The following is a 16,803-nucleotide window of genomic DNA, read 5'->3' as shown; positions in this document are numbered from 1 at the left end:
AATGGTTTCGCGCTTCACTCCCCTGCTCCTCGCTCCGCTCGCGCTGCTCGCCGGGTGCGGGAGCTATAATGGCGGCCTCGAATCGGTCTACCAACCCGTCGTCGCGCGGCAGGACTATGCCTTCGACGTCGCGACCGCGGGCTATGCCCTCGCCCCCGGCGAAGGCGACCGGCTGGCCGGATGGATGGGCGCGATGGGGCTGCGCTATGGCGATCGCATCGCGATCGACGACGGCGCCGACGGCAGCACCGCGCGCGAGGAAATCGCAGCGCTGGCCGGTAAATACGGCCTGCTGCTCACCGATCGCGCGCCGACCACGGTGGGACAGGTCGCGCCCGGCACCCTGCGCGTGGTCGTCACGCGCATGACCGCGGGCGTGCCCGACTGTCCCGATTTCTCGCGCCAATACCAACCGGATTTCTCCGCCAGCACGACCTCCAACTATGGCTGCGCGACCAACACCAATCTCGCGCGGATGGTCGCCGATCCGGCCGATCTGGTGCGCGGCGCGCCGGGATCGCCGACCAGTGATCCCGCCAGCGCGGCGAAGGCGGTGAATGCCTATCGCAACGCCACCCCCAGCGGCGCCGGCGGCACCACGATCAAGGCGACTTCGGTCGGAGGCAGTAAGTGAACGCCCCCTTTCATCCGGGCCGCACCGGGCACCGCGAGCCCTTTGTCGCCTTTGTCTGCGACGAAGCAACTGCGGAGCTGCTGCGGCCGATCGCAGCCGAACTCGGCTGGTCGCCGGAGAAGGTGAACAAGGGCGGGCTGCGCAACGCCGTGCAGACGCTGTCGGTATCTGCGAGCCCCAACATCCTGTTCGTCGACCTGTCCGAATCGGGCGACCCGCTCAACGACATCAACGCGCTGGCCGAAGTATGCGAGCCCGGCACGCTCGTCATCGCATCGGGTCAGGTCAACGACGTTCGCCTGTACCGCGACCTCGTCGCCAGCGGCATCCACGACTATCTCCTCAAGCCGCTCAACCCCGACGCGCTGCGCGACACCTTCTCCCAGGCACAGGCCGCGCTCAATGCGCCCAAGATCGCGGAGACGAGCACCGAACGCCCGCATTGCGCAGTTGCGGTAATCGGCACGCGCGGCGGATCGGGCGCGTCGACGATCGCGACATCGCTGGGCTGGCTGTTGAGCCAGAAGCATAGCCGAACCACGGCGCTGCTCGACCTCGACGTCCATTTCGGCACCGGCGCCCTAGCGCTCGACCTTGAGCCGGGCCGCGGGCTGACCGATGCGATCGAGAATCCGAGCCGCATCGACGGGCTGTTCATCGAACGCGCGATGGTGCGGGCGTCCGAACGGCTGGCGGTGCTGTCGGCGGAGGCACCGATCAATTCGCCCGTGCTGACCGACGGCGCGGCATTCTACCAGTTACAGGAGGAAATCCGGGCCGCGTTCGAATGCATGGTGATCGACCTGCCGCGCGCGATGCTGGTCAACCACCCGCATTTGATCGCCGACATCCAGGTTGTGGTGCTCGTCACCGAACTGACGCTGGCTGCGGCGCGCGACGCAATCCGCATCCTGAGCTGGTTCAAGTCGAACGCCCCGCAGACGCAGGTCATCGTTGTCGCCAACCGCATGCCGGCGGTGCCGCTGCTCGAGATCAGCCGCAAGGATTTCGAAGGCTCTATCGAACGCAAGCTCGACGTACTGATTCCCTTCGAACCCAAGCTGGCGGCGCAGGCGGCCAAGCTCGGCAAGCCTTTGGCCGAAGTGGGCAAGGGCGTGAAGGCGCTCGCCGCGCTTGCCGAACTGGCGACGCGGATCACTGCGATCACCGATTCGGGCGAACATGACGACAAGGCGGTTCGCGCCAAGAGCGAACGCGCCGCCGCAGCCAAGGGCGGCTCGCTGCTCGGCAAGCTGGGCGGCCTCGCGGCGCGGCGGGGCGCCAAGGCAAAGAAGTAATCTTTGGCGCCTAGTGTGCGCCGGGTACAGGGTTTTTCGGAGGCGCGCGCGGCGTGGACATGCTGCCGATATTGATGCTCGCAATCGGCGCCTTTCTGGCGCTGCTGCTGTTCGTGCTCGCCTTTTCGGGGCCGAATGCCGCGCGCGCCGGATCGCGTCGGCTGTCGACGCTGCGCGAACGCCACATGGTGAGCAATATCGGCACTGCGGCGATGGAAGCGCAGATCCGGCGGATATCGACGGCCAGCTCAACCCGGATGGATCTCGCGGTATCGCGGCTGCTGCCCAACCCAGTCGAGCTTCAGAAGCGGCTGGCGATGACCGGCAAGACGTGGAGCCTGGGCCATTATGCGATGGTCAGCGCAGGAATGACGCTGGTCCTCGCCGCGCTGCTCCTGCTCCAGGGAGCCCCGATCTGGCTCGCATTGTTCCTGGGCCTCTTCGTCGGGCTGGGCGTCCCGCACATGGTCGTCGGCTTCTTCATCAAGCGACGGATCGCCAAGTTCACCACCAATTTCCCCGATGCGATCGAGTTGCTTGTTCGCGGGCTGCGCTCCGGCTTGCCGATCACCGAGACGATGGGCGTGGTGGGCGCCGAGATCGATGGCCCGGTCGGCGAGGAATTTCGTGCGGTGTCGGACAAGATGAAGATCGGCCGCACGCTCGACGCCGCGCTCCAGGAGACTGCGGACCGGCTGGCCACGCCCGAGTTCCAGTTCTTCGTGATCACGATCGCGATCCAGCGCGAAACCGGCGGCAACCTGGCAGAGACGCTCGCCAATCTCGCCGACGTGCTGCGCAAGCGCAGCCAGATGAAGCTCAAGATCGCGGCCATGTCGTCCGAGTCCAAGGCGTCGGCGCTGATCGTCGGCGCTTTGCCCTTCATCGTCTTCGGCATGGTCTGGTTCATCAACAACAACTATATGGCCAATTTCTTCCAGGATCAGCGGCTGATGGTCGCCGGGGGCGGCGGGCTGGTGTGGATGGCGCTCGGCGCCTTCATCATGGCCAAGATGGTCAATTTCGAGATCTGATGATGGCAGGCCCTACCCTGCTCGGCGTGGACGTCTTCACCGTCGCCACGATCCTGTCGGCGATCGCGGCGGCGGCGGTGATCTTCGCAATCTATACCGCCGCCACGGTCCGCGATCCGATGACCAAGCGCGTCAAGGCGCTCAACGACCGCCGCGAACAGCTCAAGGCAGGCATCACCGCCTCGACTTCGAAGCGCCGCGCCAGGCTTGTCCAGAAGAACGAGGCGACCGACCGCATCCGCGCGCTGCTCCTGTCGCTGAAGGTCCTTCAGGAGAGCCAGGTCAAGGTCGCGCAGACCAAGCTGCTCCAGGCGGGCATCCGGCGCAAGGAATGGGCGGTCGCGGTGATCTTCGGGCGTCTGGTCCTGCCGATACTGATCGGCGGGCCCATGCTCTATCTCGTCTACGGCACCCAGGCCTTTGCCGACTGGAGCCCGCTCAAGGCCTATGGTCTCGTCGCGGGCAGCTTCATCCTGAGCTACAAGGCGCCCGATCTCTATCTCAACAACAAGATCACCAAGCGTAGCCACGCCATCCGCAAGGGCCTGCCGGACGCGCTCGACCTGCTGGTGATCTGTGCCGAAGCGGGACTGACCGTCGATGCGGCGTTTCACCGCGTCGCCAAGGAACTGGGCCGCGCCTATCCTGAACTTGGCGAGGAATTCTCGCTGACCGCGATCGAACTGGGCTTCCTGACCGATCGTCGGCAGGCGTTCGAAAATCTCGCGCTGCGGATCGACCTTGACGCGATCCGCGGCGTCGTCACGACGATGATTCAGACCGAGAAATACGGCACGCCCCTAGCATCGGCGCTCCGCGTGCTATCGGCCGAATTCCGCAACGAGCGGATGATGCGGGCCGAGGAAAAGGCCGCGCGGCTGCCCGCGATCATGACGATCCCGCTGATCCTGTTCATCCTGCCGGTGCTGTTCATCGTGATCCTGGGGCCCGCCGCCTGCTCGATCAACGACGCCCTGATCCGCTGAGCCGCCGCGCCGATCATTACGGTGGCGTACCGTCACGGCACACGGTAAATTCCGGGTAAGGCTTATCGCCGACACGGGGGATGTCGCATGCACCAATTGCCGTTCGAAACGCTGACGCAGTTCGTAGCGTTGGGCCTTACGCTGGTCGGTGGCTGGTTCCTGGGGATGGCGAGCCACTCCGGCGGTGCCAAATGGCGCGAGCGCTATCAGGACGAGGCACTCGACCATGCGGGATATCGCGACCGCGCCGAACAGGAACTGCGCGACGCGCATCGCAAGATCAAGGCACTGGAAGCGGAGAACGCCAGGCTCAGCGCTGCCGCAACTCCTCCCGCAGTGGCCGCGCCCGATCCGGTGGCGAGCAAACCCGCCGACTCCCCGGCGCCAGCGCCGGCGGACAGCCACGCCTGAACGCGCGTCAGCGCAGGACGGGCAGGTCGCGCATCATCGGGGTGTAGCGCTCGATAACCTCGGCCAGCGGCACGCCCCGCCCGTCGAGCACCAGCGCATGATGCTCCAGCACCCAGCGAGAACCCGCCGCCGGATCGCGGCGCGGATCGGGCGAATCCAACGCCTCGCGTCTAGGCGCCAGCGGGCGGATCGCGGCGCCAAAGGGCGTGTCGCCCGTCAGCGCCGCGTTCATCGCTTGGGTGAGCCGCGCTGGCACGTACCAGTTCTCGGCGTCCGACAGCACCTTGTCCCCGCAGCGGAGCGAGACGTGGCGATAACCCACGGGCTCCTCCGCGCCGACCCGCAGCCGCGCACGCTGCTCCGCCGTCGGTGCCCGCATCGCGGCGCGGTCCACCACGGCGCGGATCGGCTCCGCGCAGCGGCGTTGCAGCACCGCAGTCGCGCTGGTCGCGGCGCGCAGCTCGGCGTCGAGCCGCGCGACCGGATCGCTCTGGCCGAACGCCAACGCGGCCGCGACCGCGAGCATCACTGGCTCTTGAGCGCCGCCTGTGCCGCCGCCAGTCGCGCGATCGGCACGCGATAGGGCGATGCCGACACGTAATCGAGCCCGGTCGCCTCGCAGAATGCGATGCTCGCCGGATCGCCGCCATGCTCGCCGCAAATGCCCAGCTTGATGTCGGGCCGAGTCGCGCGCCCGCGCTCGGCGGCAATCGCAATCAGCTCGCCCACGCCTTCCACATCCAGGCTGACGAACGGGTCCTTGGGGTAGATGCCCTTCTCGACATAGGTCGTCAGGAAGCGCGCGGCATCGTCGCGGCTGACGCCCAGCGTCGTCTGGGTCAGGTCGTTGGTGCCGAAGCTGAAGAACGCCCCCACCTCGGCGATCTGCCCCGCCATCAGCGCGGCGCGCGGCAGTTCGATCATCGTGCCGACCAGATATTCGATCCGGCGCCCCTTGTCGGCGAACACCGCCTCTGCGGCTGCGTCGACCACCGCCTTCATCAACTCCAGCTCGCGCTTCGTCGCGACCAGCGGGATCATCACTTCGGGCACCGGCGCCGCGCCGGTCTTTTCCGCGACTTCGATCGCCGCCTCGAAGATCGCGCGGGCCTGAATCTCGTAGATTTCGGGGTAGGTCACGCCCAGCCGGCACCCGCGATGGCCGAGCATCGGGTTGAACTCGTGCAGTTCCGCCGCGCGGCGCTTGAGCGTCTCGACGTCGAGCCCCGCCGCCGCCGCGACTTCGGCGAACTCCGATTCCTCGTGCGGCAGGAATTCGTGCAGCGGCGGGTCGAGCAGGCGGATCGTGCAGGGCAGCCCCGCCATCACTTCGAAAATCTCGACGAAATCGCTGCGCTGCTCGGGCAGCAGCTTGGCGAGCGCCGCGCGCCGCCCCGCTTCGTCCGATGCCAGGATCATCTGGCGCACCGCCGTGATGCGGCTCTGCTCGAAGAACATGTGCTCGGTGCGGCACAGCCCGATGCCCTCGGCGCCGAATTCGCGCGCGGTGCGGCAATCGAGCGGGGTTTCGGCGTTGGTGCGCACCTTCAGCCGGCGCTTGGCGTCGGCCCACACCATCAGCGTGCCGAAGTCGCCCGACAATTCGGGCTGCACCGTCGGCACTGCGCCCGCCATCACTTCGCCGGTCGTGCCGTCGATCGTGACGATGTCACCTTCCCGAACTTCGCGCACACCGACACGCATGATCTTCTCGCGGGCGTTGATCGAGATGCCCCCGGCGCCCGAGACGCAGGGCCGGCCCATGCCCCGGGCCACGACTGCCGCGTGGCTGGTCATGCCGCCGCGGGCGGTGAGGATGCCGCGTGCCGCGTGCATGCCGTGGATGTCCTCCGGGCTCGTCTCCACTCGGATCAGGATCACCGACTCGCCCGCCGCCGCGCGCTTTTCGGCGGTGTCGCTGTCGAATACCGCGATGCCCGATGCGGCCCCCGGCGAGGCCGGTAGCCCCTTGGTCAGCACGTCGCGCACCGCGCTGGGGTCCAGCGTCGGGTGGAGCAACTGGTCGAGCGCCTGCGGATCGACGCGCAGGATCGCCTCCTCCTGCGTGATCAGCCCCTCATTCGCCATGTCGACCGCGATCTTCAGCGCCGCCTTCGCCGTGCGCTTGCCCGAGCGGGTCTGGAGCATCCACAGCTTGCCGCGCTCGACGGTGAACTCGATGTCCTGCATGTCGCGGTAATGCCGCTCGAGCAGGTCGAACACCCGCGCCAGCTCGGCATACACCTCGGGCATCGCTTCTTCCATCGACGCGGGCTTGGCCCCCGCCGCCTCGCGCGCCGCCCTGGTCAGATATTGCGGCGTGCGGATGCCCGCGACCACGTCCTCGCCCTGCGCGTTGATCAGGAATTCGCCATAATAGGCATTGTCGCCCTTTGACGGATCGCGCGTGAACGCCACGCCCGTCGCCGAGGTTTCGCCCATATTGCCGAAGACCATCGCCTGGACATTGACCGCGGTGCCCCAGTCACCCGGAATGTCGTTCAGCCGGCGATAGACCTTCGCCCGCTCCGACTGCCACGATCCGAACACCGCGCCGATCGCGCCCCAGAGCTGGGCGTGGACGTCCTGCGGGAAGGGCTTGCCCCACAATTCCTCGACGATGGCCTTATATTCGGCGACCAGCACCTGCCAGTCGCCCGCCGACAGCTCGGTATCGAGGCTGTAGCCGCGATCTTCCTTGGCGATCTCCAGCGCTTCCTCGAAGCGGCCATGGTCGAGTTCGAGCACGACGTCCGAATACATCTGGATGAAGCGGCGATAGCTGTCCCAGGCGAAGCGATCGTCGCCGCTGACCGCAGCCAGCCCGACGACGGTTTCGTCGTTGAGCCCCAGGTTGAGCACGGTATCCATCATGCCCGGCATCGAGACGCGCGCACCCGAGCGGACCGAGACGAGCAACGGATCGGCGGCGTCGCCGAATGTCTTGCCCGTAATCCCCTCGATATGGATCAGGCCGTTGGCGACTTCGCCCTTGACGCTGTCGGGGAAGGTCTCGCCCTCCTCATAATAGCGGGTACACATCGCAGTGGAGATCGTGAAACCCGGAGGCACCGGCAGCCCGATGCTCGCCATCCCGTCGAGATTCGCGCCCTTGCCCCCCAGCAAGTTCTTGTCCCCGGCGCCGCCGTCCGAAACACCCCCGCCGAAGCGATAAACGTATTGCGTCATCTGTGCCCCTTCTTGATCTGCCCGCGCCTACCGCAGGTGCGAACAAGGCGAAAGCCGCTGACTGCGTTGTCAGTACGAAGTTTTGCTTAGGCGTGCCCGAGATGCGGTAAGCAATTTTGAGCAGATGCAGCGGCGGACCGGCTGCGCGCCGGCCCGCCGCAGGGCGCGATCAGCCGTCGATCCGCGTGAAATCGGCAACCTGATGCACCGCGTCGCGCATCCGCGCGAGCAGCGCGAGGCGCGCGGCGCGCTTGTCCGGGTCTGGGTCGTTGACCGTGACCGACTCGAAGAACGCATCGATTGGGGCGCGCAGGGCGGAGAGTGCGGCCATCGCGCCTTCGAAATCCTCCGCGGCGATCGCGGCGGCGGCGCGGGGCTCGGCGTCGTCGAGCGCGGTGGCGAGGGCGGATTCGGCGGGGTGAAGTGCCTCCCTCTCCCCGCTTGCGGGGAGAGGGCCGGGGAGAGGGGCAGTCTCCTCAGGCGACTCGCCTGCTGGCACGTCCCCTCTCCCCTGCCCTCTCCCCTGAAGGGGAGAGGGAGATTCCTTCTTCAGGATATTCGCCGCGCGCTTATAGCCTGCGAGGAGGTTCCTGCCCTCGTCGGTGGTCACGAACGCCTGAAGCGCATGGACGCGGGCGAGCAGCCGGACGAGATCGTCCTCGCCACCGAGCGCGAACACTGCGTCGATCAGGTCGTGGCGGACACCGGCTTCGCGTTGCTGGACTTTCAGGCGGTCGATAGCAAAACGGACAAATGAATTCGCCGGATGAACAAACTCGCGATTGAATGGGGGGTCGAAAGCATTTGCGAGCTTAAGCACGCCGATCCGCAGATTGTTGTCGAAAATGAGTGCTAGGACACCCAACATTGCTCGGCGGAGCGCAAACGGGTCTTTGGACCCCGTCGGCATTTGCTCGATGGAGAAGAACTCAAAAATCGTATCCAGCTTATCCGCCAGCGACACCGCCACCGTCACGGGCGCGGTGGGAACCTCGTCCCCCTGCCCGACCGGCTTGTAGTGATCGCGGATCGCTGCCGCGACCTGTGGGTCCTCGCCCTGCGCGGCGGCGTAATAGCCGCCCATCAGGCCCTGTAGCTCGGGGAATTCGCCGACCATGCCGGTGACGAGGTCAGCCTTGCAGAGGCGGGCGGCGCGTTCGGCGAGGGCGGCCAATTCCTCCCCGGAACGGGGAGGGGGACCATCCGCAGGATGGTGGAGGGGGATCGCCGCAGAGGACGCCGCCTGTGGCGCGCCCCCTCCACCGCTTCGCGGTCCCCCTCCCCGTTCCGGGGAGGATTTGACGATTCCCTCCTCCACCAGCCAGCGCGCCAGCTTCGCGACGCGATCGACCTTATCCGCCACCGTCCCCAGCTTTTCGTGAAAGACGATCTTCGACAGCTTCTTCGCGCTCTCGTCGAGCGGGATTTTCAGGTCGGTGTCATAGAAGAACCGCGCGTCGCTCAGCCGTGCGGCCAGCACTTTCTGGTTGCCCTCGACGATGCGCTCGCCGCCGTCCGCTGCGTCGATATTGGCGACGCAGACAAAGGCGTTCGCGAGCGTGCCCTCCGCGCCGCGGCACACGAAATATTTCTGGTTCACCCGCGCGGTGAGCTGGATGACCTCGGGCGGCACCTCCAGGAATGCCGAGTCGAAGCGCCCGAGCAGCGGCATCGGCCATTCGGTGAGCCCGGCATTTTCGAACAACAGCCCGTCATCCTCGACAAGCGTCAGCCCGGCCTTTGCCGCCGCCATCTTGGCGCCCAGCGCGATGATGCCGCGGCGTTCGGCGCCGTCGACGATGACATGGCACGCGCGGAGCTTCTCGACATAGTCGTCGGCGCTGCCGATCGTGATGACGCCGGGATGGTGGAAGCGATGGCCGAGCGTCGCGGCGCCGCTGGTGACGCCCGCGACTTCGCACGGGACGACGTCGCTGCCGAACAGCGCGACGATGCCCTGGAGCGGGCGCACCCAGCGCGGGCTTTCGGTCGAGAGCGACGGCGCGCCCCAGCGCATCGCCTTGGGCCAGGGGAAGGCGCGGATCACGGACGGGATCGCCTCGGCGAGCACGGCGGCGGTGGGGCGTCCAGGCTTGCTCGTGACAGCAAATAAGGTCGGGCGCCCTTTCACGTCGCGCGTTTGCAGCACATCGCGGGTCAATCCCAGTTTGCGCAAAAACCCGTCGATCGCAGCATCCGCAGCGTCGGCTGGCGGACCCTTTACGTCCTCAATTACCGACGCCGTAACTTCGGGCAGCCCGCGCGCGATCAGCGCGAGGCGGCGGGGGGTGGCGTAGGTGACGGTCTCGGCAGCGGCGAGCCCGGCCTTGGTCAGCTCGGCAGCGAACAGCCGGGCGAGGTCCTCGCGGGCCTTTTCCTGCATCCGGGCGGGGATTTCTTCGGAGCGGAGTTCGAGAAGGAAATCGGTCATAGGTTCTTTTCACGCGAAGGCGCGAAGGCGCGAAGGAAGAAGGGAGTGGTTTCGAGCAGAGGCGCAGAGGGCGCAGAGGTGCGTGCGCAAACAGCGCCATCCCGCCCCCAAATCGTCATCCCAGCGAAAGCTGGGACCCATTCATCCCTCCGCACGCCATCGAGGCCGATCGGCGAATGGATCCTGACTTTCGTCAGGATGACGCGGGAAAAAGGCGTGCGTGTCCGCGCCTCTGCGCGAACCACCTTCTTCGCGCCTTCGCGCCTTCGCGTGGACATGTTCACGCCACCCATCCCGGAAAGCGCGCTTCCCATTCGGGCGTCTTGCGTTCGATCCACGCCGCGCAGGCGCCCTTCGCCAGATCGCGGACGCGACCGATATAGGCCTGGCGCTCGGCCACCGAGATCACGCCGCGCGCATTCAGCAGGTTGAAGATGTGGCTCGCCTCGATCGCCTGTTCATAGGCGGGGATGGCGAGGCCCGCGCCCAGGCAATTCTCGCACTCCGCCGCCGCCTTGCGGAACAGGTCGAACAGCGTTTCGGTGTCGGCGACTTCGAAGTTCCATTTGGACATCTGGACTTCGTTCTCGTGGAACACGTCGCCATAGGTCACGCCCGCGTCGTTGAACGCGAGGTCGTACACGCTGTCCTTGTTCTGGATATACATCGCCAGCCGTTCGAGGCCGTAGGTCAGCTCGCCCGCGACGGGCTTGCAGTCATAGCCGCCCATTTGCTGGAAATAGGTGAACTGGGTGACTTCCATCCCGTCGCACCACACTTCCCAGCCCAGCCCCCAGGCGCCGAGCGTCGGCGATTCCCAATCGTCCTCGACGAAGCGGATGTCGTGTTTGGTGAAATCGATGCCGATCGCCGCCAGCGAGCCGAGGTACAGCTCCTGCAAATCGCTCGGACTCGGCTTCAGGATCACCTGATATTGGTAATAATGCTGGAGCCGGTTCGGGTTTTCGCCATAGCGACCGTCGGTCGGGCGGCGGCAGGGCTGGACGAAGGCGGCGTTCCATGGCTCCGGCCCCAGCGCGCGCAGCGTGGTGGCGGTGTGGAACGTCCCCGCCCCCATCCGCATGTCATAGGGCTGGAGGATCAGGCAGCCGCGCGCGCTCCAATAGTCATGGAGGCGCAGGATCATGTTCTGGAAACTGAGCGGTTCGGACACGGACACTTCCCGATGGGCAATTCGGCGCTCGCTTTGACGCAGCGTGTGGAGGGGGTCAACCTTGGCGGCGTTGACGGGGCGCCGGGTGCGGGCCAAGGCATCGGGGATGATCCGCACGCTCCTGATTGCCCTGTTGCTGGTGCTGGGCGGCTGCAAGTCGCAATGGCCCGCCGATGCCGACCCGGCTTTGTGGGTGGTGCGCGATGCCGACACGACGATCTATCTGTTCGGGACGGTGCATATGCTGCGCCCCGGAATGACGTGGTTCGACGATGGCGTGCGCAAGGCGTTCGACGCCAGCGACGAACTGGTGCTCGAGCTGGTGATGCCGCCCGAGGCGGAGATGCAGGCGCTGGTCGCCGAGCTGGGCACCACGCCGGGGCGGCCGACGCTGCCCGAACAGCTTCCCCCCGCCGCGGCTGCGCGTTTCCGCGCCGCGCTGGTCGAAATGGGGATGGCGCCCGACGCGCTCGACCATGCCGAGCCGTGGCTGGCGGCGACGTTGCTGTCGTCGGCGCCGCTGCGCAAGCTGGGCTATGACGACAAAGACGGCGCCGAGCAGGTGCTGAGCGCCGCCGCGGCACAGGCAGGCAAGCCCGTGATCGGGCTGGAGACTGCGCGACAACAGCTCGGCTATTTCGACACGCTGCCGCTGCCGGCACAGCGCGCGCTGCTGGTCCGGACATTGGAGGAACTGCCCAAGGCGGGCGAACAGATCGACGCGATGGTCGCGGCCTGGAGCAAGGGCGATCCCGACGCGCTGGGCGCGCTGATGAACGAAGACCTCGATCGCTCGCCCGAACTGGCGCAGGCGCTGCTGGTCAACCGCAACCGCAATTGGGCGGGGTGGATTCAGGGGCGGATGGAGAAGCCCGGCACGGTGTTCGTCGCGGTCGGCGCGGGGCATCTGGCGGGCGGGGCCAGCGTGCAGGCGGAACTGGCGAAGCGCGGGCTGAAGGCGGAGCGGGTGGCGGAGTAAATCCTTCCGCGGCAGGCGGGAAGCGCGTCACCCTCACCCTTCCCACCGCCTGCGGCGGCGGGCCCCTTCCCTCTCCCGCTGGGAGAGGGAGTTTAGCGCATTCTTTCCCTCTCCCGTGGCGACGGCGCAAACGCGATCCACCCCGCCACGGAAGGATAGCAGCCGCCGCCTTGCCCTTTGCCGCCGTCTCCACTATAGGCGCGCGCTTGTCGTGGCAGGGTCATCCCTGGAGGCTTGCCCGGCAGATGGTTTGAAACACATTAGCGCATTGGAATCGACACATGAGCGACACGCTTACGCTGTCGGCCGAGACGCGCGACCGGGTTGGCAAGGGAGCCTCCCGGGCGCTGCGTCGTGAAGGCCGCGTCCCCGCCGTTATCTATGGCAACAAGGCAGACCCCGTTGGCATCCATGTCAGCGAGCGCGAGCTGTACAAGCTGCTGATGACCGGCCATTTCTTCAACTCGGTCGTGATGATCAACGGCGAGCGCACGCTGCCTAAGGACGTGGCGTTCGATCCGGTTTCGGATCGTCCGGTCCATGCCGACTTCCTGCGCATTTCCGAGCATGCGACGGTCACCGTCGAAGTGCCGATCGTGTTCGTCGACGAGGAAGAGGCCCCCGGGCTGAAGCGCGGTGGCGTGCTCAACATCGTGCGCCACGCGCTGGAACTGGTGGTCGACGCGGCGAGCATCCCCGACGAGGTCCAGATCTCGCTCAAGGGCCTCGAAGTCGGCGATTCGCTGCACATCTCGGCAGTGACCCTGCCCAAGGGTGCCGAGTCGGCGATCACCGATCGCGACTTCACGATCGCCACCGTCGTCGCCCCGTCGGCGCTCAAGTCGAGCGAAGGCGAAGCGGAAGCTGCCGAGGCCGAATAAGCCCCGCGCGTTTCACGGTTCAAAAAATCGCCTCCGCGCCCTAGGTGCGGGGGCGATTTTGTTTTGGGGTATGGCGATGCAGCTCTGGGTAGGTCTCGGCAATCCGGGGCCGCAATATGCGATGCACCGGCACAATGTCGGGTTCATGGCGATCGACGCGATCGCCGCGGTCCATGGCTTCACGCCGCCGAAGAAGCAGTTCCAGGGCTGGACGCAGGAGGGGCGGATCGGGACCGAGAAGGTGATCCTGCTAAAGCCCGGCACCTTCATGAACGACAGCGGGCGGGCGGTGCGCGCGGCGCTGGATTTCTACAAGCTGGCGCCCGCCGACGTTACAGTCTTTCACGACGAACTCGACCTGGTGCCGTTCAAGGTGAAGGTGAAGATGGGCGGCGGCACTGCGGGGCATAACGGGCTGCGCTCGACCGACGCGCATATCGGCCCCGATTTCCGCCGCGTCCGGCTGGGCATCGGGCATCCGGGGCATAAGGACCGCGTCACCGGCTATGTGCTGGGCAATTACGCCAAGGCCGAGATGGACGCGCTGAGCGACATGCTGGGCGCCGTCGCTGCCGAGGCGCCGCGGCTGGCGGCGGGCGAGGATGCGCGGTTCATGAGCGACGTCGCGGTGCGACTGCAGGACTGAGCCCCCAAGAAAAAGGGCCCCGGTTTCCCGGAGCCCCTTTCGAACCGCGAAAGCCTGGCGCCTACTTCGTGCCGACGATCGACCCGACCAGCCGCTGGTTGGCGGTGCCGACCGTGCCCGAGCCGGCGAAGGTGATGCCGATTTCCTTGCCCTGCGAGCCGAAAAAGCCGCCGGTGAAGGTCCCCGACAGCGGGCTGCCGGTGGTGAAGCTGCCGCTGAACTGGTTGCTGCCGATCGGGATCGCGCCCTGGCCGGTGAAGGTGCCATAGGGCACCGCCGCGCTGCCGTCCGCGGGGATCGTGCTGAGCGCGAGCGTCAGTTCGACCAGCCCGGTCGAGAAATTGACGGCAGTCGTCACCGTGCCGGTTACCTTCAGCACCGACGTCGTCGTGCCCGACACGCTCACCAGTCGCCCGGTGAGGCGCGAGGCATAGGATGCCGAACCCGTCGTCAGCATGTCGGTGGTGACGGTGTTGTAGCCCCATACCGTGTAGGTCAGCCGCTTTGCGCCCACCGTCGAATCGCCGCGCCACCAATTGGCATAGCTGACGGCCTTCATCGCGAGGCCGGTGTCGCTCGTCACGACGTCGGGGATCGTGTTGTTGAGGAATTCGAGCTGCGAGAAATTGCCCGCCAGCGCGTCTGTCGCGGTGCTGGTCGAGCGGAAGATGAATTCGGGGGTCGTCGCCGCCGGCGCGGTCGTGACGTTCGTGTTGGTGAAGCGCGACTCCTCGGTGCTCTCGTCGATCACATAGGTGCCCGAAGCGATCAGATTGCTGGTCGCCAGCTTGACGCGCGTCGTCAGCCCCTCGGTCCCGGCAACGCCCAGCGTCACTGCGCCCGCCGGATCGCCGGTATAGCTCGTCGTCGCGTTGAGCGTGTAGAATTCGGTCGCCGCGGACAGCGGGAACGCCGAATAGGTGGCCGTCGCGGTCGGCGTCGGCGTGGGGGTTGCGGTCGGCGTCGGCGTCGCGCTCGAATCGTCGCCCCCGCCACAGCTGGACAGGGCCATCGTCGCCACGGCGGCACTCATGATCATGTGACGGCGAATCATCCCAAACTCCTCGTAACGCTTCTAACTGCCGAAAAGGCTTGGGGCCCCTGTACCCTAGATGAACGGGGGCCCGTCAAGCGACGAAAGACGCGCCGCACCCATTGCCTACCCCGCTTCCTTTGCCGCGCGATGCGGCGCTTTCAGGGCCTTGCGTGCCGTTCGGCGGCGCGCGGCGCGTCAGGCGCGCGCACGATCAAGCGCGCGTGCGACGAGCGCCATCGCGACCGGAAAGGTCACCAGCCAGGCGGCGCCTGCCCAGATCAGCGCGGGCCACCAGAGTTGAAGAAACACCGGCACCGCCGTGAGTCCGTTGATCGCCAGCCATGCCCGAGCGGCCCCCCGAAAGCTCGGCGCGAGCAACAGCGTCGCCAAACTCATCTCGGTATAGCCGAGCAGGTCGACCGCCGTCATCGGCTGGCGAAAGCCGCAACAGCCGAACCCCGTAACGGGCGCCATTCCGGCAAGTTCGCGCGGGATCACCACCCCGAGCTGGCCGACATAGACCTGGCTGACATGGCCGGCATAGAGCAATGCGAGCGCAAACGCGCCGAACCGCCACGCCCGGCCCTCCCCCGTCGCCTCGCCCGCCAGCGCCGCCAGTGCCACCGCGAAAAGCGGTGCAAGCGCGAGCGAGGGCGCAAAGATCAGGATGCGGTCGACCGGATCGGGCAACAGCCCCGCCACCTGGAGCAGTTGCGGCACGCCATAGCCGATGCTGGCCGCACAGGCCCCCCATGTCGCAATCCGTGCCAACGCGCCCATTTGCAGTCCCCCCCTCGCTGCCTTGGGTAGCGACGGTGGCGGGGGCGGGGCGATACGCAACAGTCCCGATCCGACGCCGCCAACGCTCGCCGCTGGAAACCTTGGCGCTTTGCGCGTATCGGGCGGCCAACCATGCCGGCCTTGCCCGGCCTCACCACAGGAACGCGACACTCATGGGTTTCCGCTGCGGCATTGTGGGCCTGCCCAATGTGGGCAAGTCCACGCTCTTCAACGCTCTGACCGAGACTGCGGCGGCGCAGGCGGCCAATTATCCGTTCTGCACGATCGAGCCCAATGTCGGCAACGTCGCCGTCCCCGATCCGCGGCTCGACAAGCTGGCCGAAATCGCCGGATCGCAGAAGATCATCGAGACCCAGCTGGGGTTCGTCGACATTGCCGGGCTGGTCCGCGGCGCGAGCAAGGGCGAGGGGCTGGGCAACCAGTTCCTGGGCAATATCCGCGAAGTCGACGCGATCGTCCATGTCCTGCGCTGTTTCGAGAATGACGACATCCAGCATGTCGACAACAAGGTCGATCCGATCGCCGATGCCGAGACGGTCGAGACCGAACTGATGCTGTCCGACCTCGAATCGCTCGAAAAGCGCGTTCCCGCCGCGCAGAAAAAGGCGACGCAGGGCGACAAGGAAGCCAAGGTCGCGGCGTCGGTGCTGGGTCAGGCGCTGGAACTGCTGCGCGAAGGCAAGCCCGCGCGACTGACCGTGCCCAGGGATGCCGACGAGGCGCGCGTGCTGGCACAGGCGCAATTGCTGACCGGCAAGCCCGTCCTCTACGTCTGCAACGTCAACGAAGAGGATGCCGCCAACGGCAACGCGCTGTCGGCCAAGGTGTTCGAAAAGGCCAAGGCGGAGGGCGCCGAAGCGGTGGTCGTCTCCGCCGCGATCGAGGCCGAGATCGCGACGATGCCGCCCGAGGAGCGCGGCGAATTCCTGGGCGAACTGGGGCTCGAGGAGACCGGCCTCGCCCGCGTCATCACTGCCGGGTACAAGCTGCTCCACCTGCTGACCTTCTTCACCGTCGGCCCGAAGGAAGCACGCGCCTGGACCGTGCATAGCGGCGCCACCGCGCCCGAGGCGGCGGGCGAGATCCATAGCGATTTCGAGAAGGGCTTCATCCGCGCCGAGACGATCGCCTTTGCCGATTTCGTCGCGCTGGGCGGCGAATCGCGAGCGCGCGAAGCCGGCAAGCTCCGCGCCGAGGGCAAGGCCTATGTCGTCCAGGACGGCGATGTGATGCATTTCCTGCATAGTTGAGCGGACGCACCCGTCGTCACCCTCACCCTTCCCACCGCCTTCGGCGGCGGGCC

The 16,803-nt window shown here is 66.8% G+C and carries 15 protein-coding genes; 9 read left to right on the top strand and 6 right to left on the bottom strand.

Features of this window, described 5'->3' with window-relative positions:
• Nucleotide 1 precedes the first annotated feature (1 nt).
• From TS85_RS02480 to TS85_RS02460, 5 genes are all read left to right on the top strand, one after another.
• Nucleotides 2-634 (top strand): CpaD family pilus assembly protein, encoded by a 633-nt coding sequence (locus TS85_RS02480; RefSeq protein ID WP_044330233.1) that lies wholly within the window; start codon nucleotides 2-4, stop codon nucleotides 632-634.
• The gene (locus TS85_RS02475) at nucleotides 631-1,932 is read left to right on the top strand and encodes an AAA family ATPase (RefSeq protein ID WP_044330232.1); all 1,302 of its coding nucleotides are present in this window, start codon (nucleotides 631-633) and stop codon (nucleotides 1,930-1,932) included. Before TS85_RS02480 ends, TS85_RS02475 begins: the two co-directional genes overlap by 4 nt.
• Nucleotides 1,933-1,985: 53 nt before the next feature.
• A complete protein-coding gene (locus TS85_RS02470; RefSeq protein WP_044330230.1) occupies nucleotides 1,986-2,966 on the top strand; it encodes a type II secretion system F family protein in 981 nt (326 codons plus the stop codon).
• Complete coding sequence (locus TS85_RS02465) at nucleotides 2,966-3,952, top strand: type II secretion system F family protein (protein ID WP_227698636.1); 987 nt, start codon at nucleotides 2,966-2,968, stop codon at nucleotides 3,950-3,952. The genes TS85_RS02470 and TS85_RS02465 overlap by 1 nt, the downstream gene beginning before the upstream one ends.
• Nucleotides 3,953-4,039: 87 nt before the next feature.
• Nucleotides 4,040-4,363 (top strand): hypothetical protein, encoded by a 324-nt coding sequence (locus tag TS85_RS02460; RefSeq protein WP_052507690.1) that lies wholly within the window; start codon nucleotides 4,040-4,042, stop codon nucleotides 4,361-4,363.
• 7 nt (nucleotides 4,364-4,370) lie between these two features.
• Here the strand turns inward: TS85_RS02460 and TS85_RS02455 are convergent, their stop codons facing one another.
• From TS85_RS02455 to TS85_RS02440, 4 genes are all read right to left on the bottom strand, one after another.
• Nucleotides 4,371-4,889: a hypothetical protein gene (locus tag TS85_RS02455; protein ID WP_044330228.1), complete on the bottom strand. Its 519-nt coding sequence runs from the start codon at nucleotides 4,887-4,889 to the stop codon at nucleotides 4,371-4,373.
• Nucleotides 4,889-7,552: a pyruvate, phosphate dikinase gene (gene ppdK, locus TS85_RS02450; RefSeq protein WP_044330227.1), complete on the bottom strand. Its 2,664-nt coding sequence runs from the start codon at nucleotides 7,550-7,552 to the stop codon at nucleotides 4,889-4,891. Before ppdK ends, TS85_RS02455 begins: the two co-directional genes overlap by 1 nt.
• A 169-nt stretch (nucleotides 7,553-7,721) precedes the next feature.
• Nucleotides 7,722-9,983, bottom strand: coding sequence for a glycine--tRNA ligase subunit beta (gene glyS / locus TS85_RS02445; protein WP_044330226.1), 2,262 nt, complete (start codon nucleotides 9,981-9,983; stop codon nucleotides 7,722-7,724).
• A gap of 280 nt (nucleotides 9,984-10,263) precedes the next feature.
• The gene (locus tag TS85_RS02440) at nucleotides 10,264-11,130 is read right to left on the bottom strand and encodes a glycine--tRNA ligase subunit alpha (protein WP_044335713.1); all 867 of its coding nucleotides are present in this window, start codon (nucleotides 11,128-11,130) and stop codon (nucleotides 10,264-10,266) included.
• A 133-nt stretch (nucleotides 11,131-11,263) separates the two neighbouring features.
• Here TS85_RS02440 and TS85_RS02435 point away from each other — a divergent pair, with 133 nt between their 5' ends.
• The 3 genes from TS85_RS02435 (at nucleotide 11,264) to pth (ending at nucleotide 13,663) form a co-directional block, all read left to right on the top strand.
• On the top strand, nucleotides 11,264-12,136 hold the full coding sequence (locus TS85_RS02435; RefSeq protein WP_044335712.1) for a TraB/GumN family protein: 873 nt from the start codon (nucleotides 11,264-11,266) through the stop codon (nucleotides 12,134-12,136).
• Nucleotides 12,137-12,417: 281 nt separating this feature from the next.
• Nucleotides 12,418-13,017, top strand: a complete 600-nt coding sequence (locus TS85_RS02430) for a 50S ribosomal protein L25/general stress protein Ctc (protein ID WP_044330225.1) — start codon at nucleotides 12,418-12,420, stop codon at nucleotides 13,015-13,017.
• A gap of 76 nt (nucleotides 13,018-13,093) precedes the next feature.
• The gene (gene pth / locus TS85_RS02425; protein WP_044335710.1) at nucleotides 13,094-13,663 is read left to right on the top strand and encodes an aminoacyl-tRNA hydrolase; all 570 of its coding nucleotides are present in this window, start codon (nucleotides 13,094-13,096) and stop codon (nucleotides 13,661-13,663) included.
• 61 nt (nucleotides 13,664-13,724) lie between these two features.
• On the opposite strand, the gene TS85_RS02420 is transcribed toward pth, so the two are convergent.
• Together TS85_RS02420 and TS85_RS02415 are read right to left on the bottom strand one after the other, a co-directional pair.
• Nucleotides 13,725-14,717, bottom strand: coding sequence for a HupA family protein (locus TS85_RS02420; protein WP_044330224.1), 993 nt, complete (start codon nucleotides 14,715-14,717; stop codon nucleotides 13,725-13,727).
• Between the two features lie 177 nt (nucleotides 14,718-14,894).
• A complete protein-coding gene (locus TS85_RS02415) occupies nucleotides 14,895-15,479 on the bottom strand; it encodes a hypothetical protein (RefSeq protein WP_044330223.1) in 585 nt (194 codons plus the stop codon).
• Between the two features lie 173 nt (nucleotides 15,480-15,652).
• Here TS85_RS02415 and ychF point away from each other — a divergent pair, with 173 nt between their 5' ends.
• Nucleotides 15,653-16,750 (top strand): redox-regulated ATPase YchF, encoded by a 1,098-nt coding sequence (gene ychF, locus TS85_RS02410; RefSeq protein ID WP_044330222.1) that lies wholly within the window; start codon nucleotides 15,653-15,655, stop codon nucleotides 16,748-16,750.
• Nucleotides 16,751-16,803 lie beyond the last annotated feature (53 nt).

The sequence above is a fragment of the Sphingomonas hengshuiensis genome, assembly GCF_000935025.1.
In the GTDB taxonomy this organism is placed as follows: domain Bacteria; phylum Pseudomonadota; class Alphaproteobacteria; order Sphingomonadales; family Sphingomonadaceae; genus Sphingomonas; species Sphingomonas hengshuiensis.
The sequence above is the reverse complement of the archived record's forward strand: the minus strand, read 5'-3'. Positions and strand labels throughout refer to the sequence as shown.